Origin of the sequence: Pseudomonas juntendi, from assembly GCF_009932375.1 — a bacterium.
In the GTDB taxonomy this organism is placed as follows: Bacteria; Pseudomonadota; Gammaproteobacteria; order Pseudomonadales; family Pseudomonadaceae; genus Aquipseudomonas; species Aquipseudomonas juntendi.
In genome coordinates this window covers 16,515-28,491 of sequence record NZ_BLJG01000104.1, presented here as the reverse complement: position 1 = coordinate 28,491, position 11,977 = coordinate 16,515, and the positions used below count along the sequence as shown (strand labels likewise).

16 protein-coding genes are annotated in these 11,977 nt (G+C 62.9%); 8 read left to right on the top strand and 8 right to left on the bottom strand.

What is annotated here, in order from left to right:
- Positions 1 to 198: 198 nt before the first annotated feature.
- The 4 genes from GYA94_RS14465 to GYA94_RS14455 all read left to right on the top strand — a co-directional run bounded on the left by GYA94_RS14465 (position 199) and on the right by GYA94_RS14455 (position 3,057).
- Positions 199 to 1,011 carry an alpha/beta fold hydrolase gene (locus GYA94_RS14465; RefSeq protein ID WP_110678376.1) on the top strand — a complete coding sequence of 271 codons (813 nt, stop codon included), beginning with the start codon at positions 199 to 201 and terminating at the stop codon, positions 1,009 to 1,011.
- Positions 1,012 to 1,021: 10 nt separating this feature from the next.
- Positions 1,022 to 2,185 (top strand): PAS domain-containing sensor histidine kinase, encoded by a 1,164-nt coding sequence (locus GYA94_RS14460; protein WP_161892567.1) that lies wholly within the window; start codon positions 1,022 to 1,024, stop codon positions 2,183 to 2,185.
- Between the two features lie 125 nt (positions 2,186 to 2,310).
- Positions 2,311 to 2,460, top strand: coding sequence for a hypothetical protein (locus GYA94_RS27685; protein ID WP_156326407.1), 150 nt, complete (start codon positions 2,311 to 2,313; stop codon positions 2,458 to 2,460).
- A 288-nt stretch (positions 2,461 to 2,748) separates the two neighbouring features.
- Positions 2,749 to 3,057: a hypothetical protein gene (locus tag GYA94_RS14455; protein WP_009686623.1), complete on the top strand. Its 309-nt coding sequence runs from the start codon at positions 2,749 to 2,751 to the stop codon at positions 3,055 to 3,057.
- On the opposite strand, the gene GYA94_RS14450 is transcribed toward GYA94_RS14455, so the two are convergent.
- A complete protein-coding gene (locus GYA94_RS14450) occupies positions 3,044 to 3,295 on the bottom strand; it encodes a hypothetical protein (RefSeq protein ID WP_054912357.1) in 252 nt (83 codons plus the stop codon). The two genes, GYA94_RS14455 and GYA94_RS14450, sit on opposite strands and share 14 nt — an antisense overlap.
- 63 nt (positions 3,296 to 3,358) lie before the next feature.
- The gene (locus GYA94_RS14445; protein ID WP_161892550.1) at positions 3,359 to 3,673 is read right to left on the bottom strand and encodes a hypothetical protein; all 315 of its coding nucleotides are present in this window, start codon (positions 3,671 to 3,673) and stop codon (positions 3,359 to 3,361) included.
- 209 nt (positions 3,674 to 3,882) lie between these two features.
- Between GYA94_RS14445 and GYA94_RS14440 the strand changes: the two genes are divergently transcribed.
- A complete protein-coding gene (locus GYA94_RS14440; RefSeq protein WP_161892549.1) occupies positions 3,883 to 4,242 on the top strand; it encodes a hypothetical protein in 360 nt (119 codons plus the stop codon).
- A 54-nt stretch (positions 4,243 to 4,296) separates the two neighbouring features.
- On the opposite strand, the gene GYA94_RS27680 is transcribed toward GYA94_RS14440, so the two are convergent.
- Positions 4,297 to 4,467, bottom strand: a complete 171-nt coding sequence (locus tag GYA94_RS27680) for a hypothetical protein (protein WP_009686627.1) — start codon at positions 4,465 to 4,467, stop codon at positions 4,297 to 4,299.
- Positions 4,468 to 4,689: 222 nt separating this feature from the next.
- On the opposite strand from GYA94_RS27680, the gene GYA94_RS14435 reads away from it, so the two are divergent.
- Positions 4,690 to 5,190, top strand: a complete 501-nt coding sequence (locus tag GYA94_RS14435; RefSeq protein WP_161892548.1) for a methylated-DNA--[protein]-cysteine S-methyltransferase — start codon at positions 4,690 to 4,692, stop codon at positions 5,188 to 5,190.
- 4 nt (positions 5,191 to 5,194) lie between these two features.
- Here the strand turns inward: GYA94_RS14435 and GYA94_RS14430 are convergent, their stop codons facing one another.
- On the bottom strand, positions 5,195 to 5,437 hold the full coding sequence (locus GYA94_RS14430; protein ID WP_009686629.1) for a hypothetical protein: 243 nt from the start codon (positions 5,435 to 5,437) through the stop codon (positions 5,195 to 5,197).
- Positions 5,434 to 6,171: a carbon-nitrogen hydrolase family protein gene (locus GYA94_RS14425; RefSeq protein WP_161892547.1), complete on the bottom strand. Its 738-nt coding sequence runs from the start codon at positions 6,169 to 6,171 to the stop codon at positions 5,434 to 5,436. Before GYA94_RS14425 ends, GYA94_RS14430 begins: the two co-directional genes overlap by 4 nt.
- 228 nt (positions 6,172 to 6,399) lie before the next feature.
- On the opposite strand from GYA94_RS14425, the gene GYA94_RS14420 reads away from it, so the two are divergent.
- Complete coding sequence (locus tag GYA94_RS14420) at positions 6,400 to 7,125, top strand: metallophosphoesterase (protein WP_054904467.1); 726 nt, start codon at positions 6,400 to 6,402, stop codon at positions 7,123 to 7,125.
- Here GYA94_RS14420 and GYA94_RS14415 read toward each other — a convergent pair.
- Together GYA94_RS14415 and GYA94_RS14410 are read right to left on the bottom strand one after the other, a co-directional pair.
- A complete protein-coding gene (locus tag GYA94_RS14415; protein ID WP_161892546.1) occupies positions 7,073 to 7,687 on the bottom strand; it encodes a LysE family translocator in 615 nt (204 codons plus the stop codon). The genes GYA94_RS14420 and GYA94_RS14415 overlap by 53 nt on opposite strands.
- A gap of 105 nt (positions 7,688 to 7,792) precedes the next feature.
- Entirely contained in the window at positions 7,793 to 8,608 is an 816-nt protein-coding gene (locus GYA94_RS14410; RefSeq protein WP_161892545.1) for an AraC family transcriptional regulator, read from the bottom strand.
- Positions 8,609 to 8,739: 131 nt separating this feature from the next.
- Here GYA94_RS14410 and GYA94_RS14405 point away from each other — a divergent pair, with 131 nt between their 5' ends.
- On the top strand, positions 8,740 to 9,363 hold the full coding sequence (locus tag GYA94_RS14405) for a LysE family translocator (protein WP_161892544.1): 624 nt from the start codon (positions 8,740 to 8,742) through the stop codon (positions 9,361 to 9,363).
- A gap of 46 nt (positions 9,364 to 9,409) precedes the next feature.
- Here GYA94_RS14405 and GYA94_RS14400 read toward each other — a convergent pair whose 3' ends face one another.
- Complete coding sequence (locus GYA94_RS14400; protein ID WP_161892543.1) at positions 9,410 to 11,887, bottom strand: autotransporter family protein; 2,478 nt, start codon at positions 11,885 to 11,887, stop codon at positions 9,410 to 9,412.
- Positions 11,888 to 11,977: the final 90 nt, after the last annotated feature.

The following is an 11,977-nucleotide window of genomic DNA, read 5'->3' as shown; positions in this document are numbered from 1 at the left end:
GCGTGATCGATGGTTTTTTCGGAACTATCCATCTGCATCCTGTATGGTGCCGGTTTAAGGCTTCGAAAGTGGATCGGCTTCGCGCTCAATGTCATTCAGCAAGCACTACAGGCAGCTTGATCTGCAGTCCACTATGCTCTCAGGCAGCATGGACTGGTTGGTTTTATCAGCGCAATGTCGACCGAAATCGGGATATGTATGACTGTACAGCAGCGTAACAATGTACATATCGAGGGTGACGGCCCGGCTACCCTGATTCTGTCTCACGGTTTTGGCTGCGACCAGTCGATGTGGAAGGCGTTGTCGCCGCATTTCATTCCACACATGCGTGTCATCACCTACGACCTGGTCGGTGCTGGGCAGTCCGATCTCGCTGCCTACGACAGAGCGAAATACTCGACCCTGTTGGGCTATGCCGATGACCTGAACGCAATCATCGATGATTTCGGCCAGGGCCCGGTCATTATTGCGGGGCATTCGGTCAGTGCCATGATCGGTGTGCTGGCCGAGCTACGGCAGCCAGGCAGAATCGCGGGGCTGGTGTTGATCGGGGGGTCGCCTTGTTACATCGACTCGGACGGTTACAACGGCGGCTTCAGCCAGGAGGATGTGCTGGGGCTGCTGTCGATGATCGATGAGAATTACCTGGGCTGGTCCAGCACCATGGCGCCTGTGCTGATGGGTGCGTCGGGTGAGCCCGCGATGCAGGAAGAGTTGGTAAGCAGCTTCCGTCGCACCAACGCGGAGATCGCCCGGCATTTCGCCCGCGTGATCTTCTTGTCCGACCACCGCGAGGATGTGAAAGGCTTGAATGTGCCGACGCTGATCCTGCAGAGCAGAGTGGACCCGGTAGTTCCAGTGGCCGTGGGCGAGTACCTGGAAAGGGTGATGCCCAGCAGCCAGCTTGTACTGGTGGACAACATGGGCCATTACCCGCAGCTCAGCGCCTCCAGCGCCTGCGCCGCGGCCATGGACGGGTTTTTCGCCCGCCTGGGGCTGGGTCGTGAATGATCCGACCGTGATGTTCGACGCGTCTTACTTCGAGCAAGCGCCTTGCGGCTTGGTCGTCATGGAGGCGGACGGCACACTGCTGCGCTGCAACGCCACCTTTGGCAACTGGCTGGGGTATGACGTAGCGCAGTTGAAACAGCGCAGTTTCGATCAGTTGCTGACCACCGTGGGCCGTACCTTCCAGCTTACCCACTGGGGGCCTTTGCTGAACTTGCAGGGCTCGATTTCCGAGGTGAAGGTCGGCCTGCGTCACCGCGATGGTCACGTGGTGGCCATGCTGCTCAATGCCGTGCGCCGTGAAACCGCTGAAGGGGTTCGCTTTCAGCTGGCCTTGTTCAGTACCAGCGAGCGTGATCGCAACGAGCACACGGTGTTTCAGGCCATGCAGCGGGCCGAGGAACTGCTGGCGCAAAAAATCAGCGCCGAGCATGCCCTGCAGCGTGCACAGGACGACCTGGCCCTGGCCTACGCCGAGGCCCAGCGGCGTGCGCGACTGGCCGAGCAGATGGTGGCGGTTGCCAGCCATGATTTGAAAAACCCCATGACCGCTATTCGGATGGCCACCGAACTGCTGGCGCGTGATGCCCAGGGCGAGCGGGCCCGGCGCCTGTTGGGCAGCATCAACACATCGGCCGAGCGCGCGCAGCGCATGATCGTCGACCTGCTGGATTTCGCCTCGGTCAGGCTAGGCCAGGGCATCAGCATCAAGCGTCAGCGAGTCGACCTGTTGCGGGTGGTGGATCAATGTGTCAGCGAGCTGAGGATCACCTTCTGCCACGCCAGCATTCGCCATCTTTCCCGCGGGCAGGCCATGTTCGAAGTGGATCAGGACAGGCTGCAGCAAATGATCGGCAACCTGGTCGCCAATAGCGTTGCCTACGGTGACTTGCGCCAGCCGATTACGGTGACCACTGACTGTTTCGCGGACAGCGTGCTGATCAGTGTGCACAACCACGGCCCCGCCATCGCCGAAGCAGTGATACCCACCTTGTACGAGCCAATGACGCGCGGCAGCGACCGCCAGGAAGGGCTGCGGTCCATCGGCCTTGGTCTGTTCATTGTCAAGGAAGTTGCCCACGCCCACGGCGGGCACATCTCCATGACCTCCAATGCCGTGTACGGCACCACCTTCATGGTTCAGTTGTACAAGGAGCGCCCGGCCACCGAGGCGTAGTCACTTCTGACCTGTCAGTTTTTCCGGGTGAGACTCGGGAGTATGATGGCGCAAAGACAATTAAAAATGCGGCTTACCTGGTAGTACGTTCTCGGTTTCTCGTGGGGGTAACAGGAGCGTGTCGCATGATGAAATTCCAATCGCTGGCAGGCGCTGTGTTGATGGTTGGGGTGAGTACCCTGTTGTTGGCAGGCTGTGCCCATGATGGTGATGTGCGTGACAGTCATGACTGCCGCTCTGCTGTGCTCGAAAGCTTGATTGACCACGCGCTTTGAGCTCAAAGGGTAAGCGCGACGCGGCTTGTGTGGGAGCGGGCGTGCCCGCGAAGAAGCCAACGCGGTGGCTTGCACCGGCTACGCCGGTGTTCGCGGCGGTTTGACGCCTCGACATGCCCGCTGCCCCAAGGACCTCGCTAAATCAATGAGTTATGTGTTCTTCTATGAGGGCGGGCTTACCTGCGATGGGCTGCGCAGCAGCCCCTTAACGGGTGATACAGCATCACGCACTATTAAAGCAGTTTGAATGGAGAGCAGCGGGTGGAAGCAAGAAGCGTTGTCGCCGAAATGTTCATTGGAATCCCGACGCATTTCTGGGTATTGCCGGTGGCCGGCCTGGTAGCCTATTACGGTTTGAAATGGTCGGTCAGGTTCGGCAGCCGGGCCACCCTGTTGCAAGTATCGACTTACCTGTTGTTGCTGGCACTGGCAGTGCTGCCCAATGGTATTTATGCGCTGTTTCCGCCAACGCCTGATCCTGATGTGCTGCTGAACAACGCGCCGTTGCCCAATTATGCAGGCCGTTTTTATCTGGACGCATTCTACGTTTTCAGCGGCTGGGCACTCAGTAAAGTCGTGAAGCTCAAGTTTCGCTAGGCCGGCGCTGCGGCCAGCTTTCACCTGCGCGCTCGCCGCCGTCCATTCTCGCAGCCACGGCGCGCAGTTGCTCCGCAACCCCATCAATAGCGCGCACGTGCGCGGTGACATCGATGTCGCCTGGCGAACTGCCGCGGGCCAGCATGAAGCGCACATGGCCACTCATGGTCTGGCTAAGCTGGTCCAGGTGATCTGCTGTTCTGACCAGATCTGACTTGATGGTGCGAAGCGTTTCCATAATGCGGGGGCCTGATTGTCGGATGCTGTTGCGCCTGGGGTCAGCAAAGGCAGGCCTGAGTGATCAGGTCTCATCGAGCAACAGTTCCGGATCGAAGAAGAACGAGGCCAGCAGCACCGCGGTGATTACGCCCGATGCGTCGGCAATGAACAATAGCAGGGCGCTGGCATCGCCCGGGGTGAGGTGATTCCTCAAGGCGAAGTCCACGCCGTGCGGGAACGCGGCGATCATCAGCAGCATGGTGGCTAGCAAGCCAGAAAGCAACTTCAGATAGGCGCGTCCGAACGCCAGCCCAAAAGCCCAGAACACCAGGATGCAGAGGACAGCCAAGCCAGTGGCGGTTGCATATTGGGTGAGTAGTTCCAGCCACCAGAGCATGGCAATCTCCTGAACGAAGCGAGCACTGAGTCAAGATAAGTGAACAGGGCCAGCCCGAATCGCGCTGCCTGTTGCTCATCAGAAGCGGAGCGGATTCAATTCGTTCCGTCGTTATAAGCAAATAGTCGCCGTGACGTGCTGCCGTTGAACAACAGGCTTCTCAAGGCCAGACTTTGGTTGATTGGTCAGTCGGTATCGGTCTCGTTAGAATGCAGCGTATCCATACGAGTCAATTGCAAATGCATACTTTTCGTATTTTTATCAGTTCATTGTTAATCGCCGGCCTCGCCGGTTGTGCGACGCCTGGCAAGCCGACGGCCAGCAAGCTCAGTTCGAAAACGCCCCAGGAATATGCGGCCTGCGTCTTGCCGAAATGGCAGGCTGTGGCCCCGCAAGCCACGCAGAAATCGATTGCCCATGGCTATCGGCTGACGGCATCCAGTGCCGTGGCCAGTGACGATGTACTGGAGGTGATCGATTCAGGCGAAGGCAGCCGTGCTACGTTCTACAAAGGCAGTTTCTTGTCCGGGGACAAGTTGCGCCAGGCGGCCAAGGAATGCCTGGACTGAAACAGCGCCGAGCGCGGCTGGGTCCTTTCAGACCGCGCCAGGTTTCAACCGGGCTTACGACTGCTTGATCAGTTTGCGCCCGGCCCCTCGGCGTACCACACTGCATATCCAGCGCTTGCCGCAGCGATAGGGCGCACGGATGAAGGTAAGGTCCGCGATGCGCCGCGCCCCCTGAGCCTTGAGTGCCTGGGCGAGCTGGGCGAGCGTTTCTGCCACGATGGTCATGGTTCACCTCATGAATTGACTGCATTCATAATTCTCGACCCATCAGAAGAACCCGTGACTCAGTTCGATTAGGGTTAATCACAAAGTGATAGTGTGGACGCCTCAGTCCGCCCGTCCGGTGCGGATCGGTGCCGGCTATGCAGTTACCCGAGCAAGAAAGCGGATGCGCCACAGACGGTGGATCTTTACAGTGGCGGCATCGCAATCTGCAGGAGCCCGCTGATGTCCAGCGCATTCACCATGATGCAATCGCCTGTGGGCACGCTTACCCTGGTAGCGCGCGGCGATCGCCTGGCAGCCGTGCTGTGGGAGAACGAGCGCGAAAACCGCGTGCGCCTGGGCGCACTGCACCGTGACGATCAGTGCCCGGTGCTGCTGGAAACCGTTCGCCAACTGGGTGAGTACTTCAGCGGCAAGCGCCGACAGTTCGAGCTGCCGCTGGATTTTGCCGGTACCGGGTTCCAGCGCCAGGTGTGGGCCGCGTTGCTGGCCATACCCTTCGGTGAAACCCGCAGCTACGCCGAGATTGCCCGGCAGGTCGGCAACCCCGGTGCGGTGCGTGCAGTGGGCGCGGCAAATGGCCGCAACCCCATCTCGATCATCGCGCCTTGCCACCGGGTCATCGGTGCATCGGGCAACTTGACCGGGTTTGCCGGCGGGCTGGCGGCCAAGCAATACCTGCTGGCGCTGGAAGGGCGGCAGAGCCTGGCACTGGACCTTTAGCGGTTCAGCCGAACCAGCTGGCGATCAGGCAAGCCAGCACCGCCAGTACCGAACCTGCCATCAGGGTGTAGTGCCGGTGGGCCCGCCGCGCAGCCTGTTGCACTTCACGCAGGTAGGCGCCGGGTGTCGGCGCATCGGGCCGGTGACGCAAATGCTCGGCCACGTCGGCCATTTGCCCCCGGATGATCAGGCCGGTCAGGTAGTAGGCACAGGCATAGCTGAGCAGGGCCAGTACGAAATAGGTCATACCGGGTCCAGTGGCAGGGCAATGGCATTGGCCTGGCGGGTATCAAGCACGATAAGGCCTTCGCTGCGGTCGTCCAGGCTGGCCAGCAAGTGGCCCTTGCTGTCCCACGCAGCCGAGCCGCCGGCGCCAATGAAGGTGTCGGCTGGCCCCACGCAGTTTGCCAGCAGCACCGGCATGGCCAGCTCGCGGGCGACCCGCATGTAGTGCGGGTGACCCTCGCTGATCCCTTTGGCGGTTTTCGCCACGCTGACCATGTACAGGTCGGCGCCATGTTCACGGGCCGCAGCGGCATGCCCCATGAACATCGACTCGTAGCAGATCGCCGGGGCGATGCAGTGTTCACCCAATGTCAGCAACAAGGCTTGGTCACCGGCGCTGAACCACGGCAACTCATCGGCATGCAAGCGCCGTTTGGCATAGACCTGGCGCGGTGCATTGGGGCTGAACACAGGCATGCCGATGCGTATGCCGTCAGGGGCTGGCAGCGGCAGGCCGACGGCAACGGTGATGCCCAGGCGGTCACTGGCTGCCTGCAGCGGGTCCAGCTGCCTGGCGCTGACCGGCATGGCCGCCTGGCGTGCCACACTGGGTTCATAGCCGGTCAGCGACAACTCGGGAAACACCACCAGTTCGGCGCCAAGCGCTGCAGCCTGTTCGATGCAGGCCAGATGGCGCTGCAGGTTGGCTGAGACCTCGCCTTTGAGCGATGCCAGTTGTACGGCGCACAGCTTCATGTAAACCCTTCCCTGGTAAAGGTTGAAGCCGCCAGCATACTATCGGCCACGACGCCTGTACCAGTGAAGGGGCGTTCAGCGAGCACAAGGGGCGAAAGTGGCCCGCGACCTGCGCGCTTGGAGCAGGTTGTGCCATGCTGTTCATCAAGGGCGCGATGCGTGCGGGGGGAGGCCGGGTCCGTCAGCCTTTCATCCCTGCCTGGGCAGCGCCAGCAGAGGAACAGTGAGATGGGACGGTTACGGCGCATGATCGCCAACCTGCGGGGCCGCGACCTGGCAGTGGGCGATATTCACGGCCATTTCCAGCGCCTGCAGCAATGCCTGGATGCGGTGGGTTTCGACCCCGCCGTGGACCGCCTGTTCAGCGTGGGCGACCTGGTCGACCGCGGGCCAGACAACGAGGCGGCCCTGGAGTGGCTGGCCAAGCCTTGGTTTCATGCCGTGCAAGGCAATCATGAGGCCTTGGCCATTACCCGCGTGCGGGGTGGAAAACTGGACCTGGCCATGTACCGCGAAGCCGGCGGCGGTTGGTTCATCGACCTGCCGCGGGCCGAGCAACTGCGTTTCGTCGAACGTTTCGAGCAACTGCCGATTGCGATCGAGGTTGAAAGTGCGGCAGGTCTGGTCGGCCTGCTGCATGCCGACAGCCCGACTGCCGATTGGCTGCAATTGAGAACGTGGCTGGAGCTGCTGGATGACCCCAAAGTCAGGCAAGTATGCCAGTGGTCGCGGCGGCGACTCAGGGCTGGCGATACCGAGCCGGTGCAAGGCCTGCGCGCCTTGCTGGTGGGCCACACGCCGGTGCCGCAGGCCACGCTGCTGGGCAATGTCTGGCACCTGGACACCGGCGGCTGGGCCAGCGGCCACTTCACCTTGGTGGACATGCGCAGCCTGAAGCTGGTCAGCCCCAGGCCAGGTGTAACAGCACCGCCGCGCCCAAGAGCACCAGCATGATCCCGGAGCTGCGTTCCAGCCACGGCAGCCAGCGCGCGAAGCGCCGCAGTACCCGCTGGTTGCCGATGGCCACGGCGATCAGCAGGTCCCACAGCAGCACCACACCGAACATCCACAGCGCGCAAGCGGCTTTCCAGCCGGCACTGGCGCTGCCCACCATACTGGCCAGGCTCGCGTAGAACAGTGCGTTCTTGGGGTTGAGAAGGGCAGACAGCAAACCCATCCCCAGCCCCTGCCACCACCCTGGCCCAGTGTGCTTGCCAACGGCCGCAGTCAGGCGGGTATGCCCTGCATGGCGCAGGAACAGCATACCGATGTACACCAGGTAGACGGCACCGACCAGTTGCAGGCTGGCAAACAATGGGCTGCCTTCCTGGAGCATCGACAAGCCGGTGAAGGCCACGGTGATGAACGCACCATTGGCCAGGGCGATACCCAGGCACACGCCGCTGGCGCTACGCCAGCCGCTGCTGACCGACGTGCGTGCGACCAGGAAGAAGTCCGGGCCTGGCGATAGCAGTGCAAGAAAATGGGCGAGGGCGACGATCAGGAATATTTGCATGGGCCGGGCTGCTCTGCGGGAAAAGCCGCAGTCTGCTGCCGGGCTGGCATGGCGTATTGAAGAATATTGCAGGGGCCCATGGGTCAGCCTGGCGGCTGTGCACCTTCAAGCACCGCGATACTGCCCCGGTGTCACCCCCACATGAGCCTTGAACACCCGCTGGAAATGGCTCTGGTCGGCAAACCCCAACCGGTAGGCCACCTCTGCCAGTGCCTGCCCTTTGCCCAGCAGCTGCCGCCCAAGGTTGACCCTGGCGTTGAGCAGGTAAGCATGGGGGGTGAAACCGGTGGCTGCACGAAACGCCCGAATCAACTGATAGCGCCCAAGCCCGGCCTCCCGCGCCAGTACCGCCAGGCTCAACTGTACCGGATCCTGGGCTTCGATCCTTGCGATCAAGCCGCTCAGGGCCGTAGCCGCCAATGCCGGTGCCGGTGCCGGTGCCAGCGGCGGCTGCGCGGCAAAGTCCAGGTCACCGAGAAAGGCAACCAGCGCCGCGTCCTTCTCTGCACTGCTGGCGGTGGAGAACAGCAGGCCGTTCAGCTCGCAGAATCGTTGATACAGCACTGCCTCCCGGCAGATACGCGCAGGGGCGCCAGCCCCGCCGTCACCCAGTTCCGACTCCAGGCGCAGTTGCGACAGCCAGCGGGCATCCACATGCAGCATCTGGTAGCTCCAGGCATACCCGGGTGCGGGGTTGCAGGCATGCACGCGCTGGGGCGGTACCAGCACCAGGGTTCCAGGTGTCAACCGCGCCTGCCCGCCGGCAGCTCCGCTGAACAGGCTGAGGCCAGCATCCACTGCGCCGATGGAGAATGTCGGGTGGCTGTGGGCTCTGTAGCAGGCGCGGCTATGGCAGGCACGCCGGCTTTCCACATGTGGCAGGTTCGGGTCGCGCCACAGTGCGGCGTGGGTACGGGGCATCATGCGCTCCTCGGGGTTGTCGGCAGGGTAACAGCTGCAAGGCACCTGTACAGTTTTTATCGCTGGCTGTCACTTGACCGAATGCCCCCGGGCCCGCCGAAATAGGCGCCTGCTGCCAAAGGAAAACAACAATGGACTTATCGAGCCTGCTGCTCTTCATCCCCGCCTGCTTCGCCCTGAACATGGCCCCGGGGCCGAACAACCTGCTGTCGCTGCACAACGCCAGCCGCTACGGGCTGCGCACCGCCTGCGTGGCCGGTGCCGGGCGCATTCTGGCGTTCAGTGGCATGATCGCGCTGGCGGCCATGGGCCTGGCGGTGGTGCTGCATACCAGTGAATACCTGTTTTTGGCCATCAAAGTGGTGGGCGCGGGTTACCTGTTCTACATTGCCTGGCAACTGTGGCGGGCACCGGTGGGCGTGGCTGCGAGCAGCGGCGGTGAGCTGCGGGGCATGTGGCACCTGGCGCGGCAGGAATGCTTCGTAGCGGCCGGCAACCCGAAGGCGATCCTGATTTTCACTGCGTTCCTGCCGCAGTTCGTAACCGTCGACAGTCGTATGCCGGTCAGTGAGCAGTTCCTCTGGCTGGGAGCGCTGTTCCTGGTGCTGGAATGGGCCGCGATCGCCCTCTATGCAGGCCTTGGCGCCTACCTGCAGCGCTGGTTCAGCCAGCCAGGTCCGCGGCGCCTGTTCAACCGGGTCAGCGCCTCGCTGTTGGGCTGCGCTGGCCTCGGCCTACTGGCGGCGCGTCGCTAGGGTTCAACCCGGGTAGTAAGCTGTTCACTTTTGCCGGGACAGGGCCCTAGAACGCCCAGCGTATGCCTAGGTTCACCCCGCTGGCTTCCTGCTGGCGGCTGTCGAGGTTGGCGGTGTACTGCACGCCACCGTGCACGCTCAGTGCATCGCTGACCTGCGCCACCACGCCGCTTTCCACTTGCACCGAGGTGTAGCGGTAGTCCGTCTTGATCTTGTCGGTGTCGTCGAAGGTCAGGGTGTCGCGGCCACCGTCGCCGTGCCACAGGTTGACCTGCGCGTAGGGCTGCAACAGGCGCCCGCTGCTGCCCTTGAAGGCACCCTCCAGGCGCACGCCCAGGCGGCCGGTCATTTCGACTTGGGCGTCATGGCTGACGCGCGAGACACTGTCACTGGCGCTGTCGAGCTTGACCTTCTGCGCAATCAACTGGGCTTGCGGTTCCACCGTCCAGCGGTCGGACAGGGCGATCGGGTAGCCGGCCTCCAGCGACGCCGTCCAGGCATGGCCATCGATGTTCAGCTTGTCACCCCGCTCGGAGCGGGCGCGCCCGTCCAGGCGGGTGTACTGCAGCACGGCATCCAGGTAGCCACCCTGCGGGCCGACCAGCGTCCAGTAGCCGCCCACGCTGTCGCCATCGAGTTGCAGGTCGCCGACGCTGCGGTCCTGCACGGCCAGGGCGAAGCCTTTGACGTCGGCGTCCAGGCGGCTGTGGCTGACATAAAAGCCCATGTGCTGGCGATAGCCACTGTCGTTGACGGTGGCGTACAGGTCCTGGCCAACCTTGAAACCGTACAGGTCCCCGTCCAGGCTTGGGCTGACCGTGCCGGTCCATTGCTGGCGCAGCGTGCCGCCATAGGCCTGGCCCCAACTGGCGGGCAAGCCACCTTCACCCTGAAGCAGCTGCTGGTCACCCTGGCGCTGGTGGAAGCTGCCCAACGCCTGGCGGGCGATGATCGCGGCGCCCCTTGGCGCTGCGGCATACACCGGCACTTCCGGGCGGTACAGGGGCAGGCTTTCGCCTTGCACCGGTGCCGGCAGGTCGACCTGGCCGGGGGCCGGTGCAGCCACCGGCGGGGTTACGGCCGGGGCAGGCGCTGGGGGCTCGCCGGGTTCCGGTTCGGCGACGACCGCGGGTGCTGCCACCAAGGTCGAGCGCAGGTACCAGCTGTTCTCGCTGCCTGCCGTTACCCCGCCCTTGAACAGCCGGTAGTCATAAGCGCCCGCCGAAAGCGTCTGGGTCTGGACGAAGGCCGACGCGGTACTGGTTGCGCCGTCACGTGCCTCTACTACTTGTATGCCGTTCTGCGTGGTGGCGGCGCCGGCGCCATCGAGGTTGTTGATGCTCAATTGGGTAGCGCCGCCAATGGCACCGCCGCTGACCACCAGCCGGTCGGACGCAGCACCGTCGCCGGCCAGCACACTGTTCAGGCGCAGGCTACCGTTGCTGCCGGTGTAGTCGCCCTCGATGGTCAGGCGGCCCTTGGCATCGTTACCTGCGCTCAGGTCGAGCGTACCTGCGTTGTTGACCGAGACGCGCTGGCCGGTGGTGAACGGGGTGATCGCCCCTTGGCGCGAGGTGAGGGTACTGCTGGCGTCGATAGCGATGCTGCCTGTGCCGCTGTTGCTGTCACCCAGCACCAGCGTGTCATCCAGTGCCAGTTGGCTGGCATTGTTGAGCGCCAGCTGTTCCCAGTTCACGTAGTGTGCACCGCCCATGGCCTGGCTGGCGTCGAAGGTCAGGCTGTCGTTGCCATCACCGCCGTCGAGGGTGATGTTCAGCACTTCGGGGCTCAGCCCTTTGAGCAGCGCCAGGTCATCACCTGGCCCGGCATCGACCCGCCCGCCAATGCGGCCGCCATCCCAGGTGAAGCGGTCATTGCCGGTGCTGAGCAGCACATCGCCGCCCACCTCGCCACCATGCACCAGTACCTGGTCATCACCCCCACTGACGCTGATGTTGCCGCCGATGCTGCCATTGAAGATCTCGACATAGTCCTTGTCGAAGGCGGTTATCACGTTTCGGTCGACACTACCGCCGCGCATGATGAAGGTGTTTTCGTCCAGGCGCATATTGACGTTGCCGATGCGTCCACCGTCCATTTCGGCATAGTCGCCGCTGTCGAACGTACCCTGGATCCAGCCCGCGATCATGTGGAAGGTGTCGAGGCCATCGCCTTGGTTGAGGTTGCCGGCGATAACCCCGCCGCTCATTACGAAATCGTCGATGCCTGCGCCTTGGTTGACATTGCCACCGATGGTGCCGGAAGCCATCTCGATACTGTCCTTGCCAGCGCCGAACGTCACGTCGCCGGTGATCGTGCCACTGCCCGATGCTGGCAGTACTAGGCGGTTGTCGCCGCTGGTATCCACCAGCGAGGGGGCGCTGCCACTGTCGCAGCTGTAATTGTCGTTACCGGCAGTGGGCGTGAAGGTGCACGCAGCATGTGCAGCGGGCAGGGCAATGCTCAATAACGGCAGTGAGCCAAGAGTCAGCAACAGGCGCAGACGCATCAGGGAAGCCTCCATTGACCAGGGGGCCCTGCAGGTCACGCATGGCGTGCAGGGTTACCGCGGTTTTTATAGAGGTGTGCGTGCTGGGCACAACTGGCAAAAATG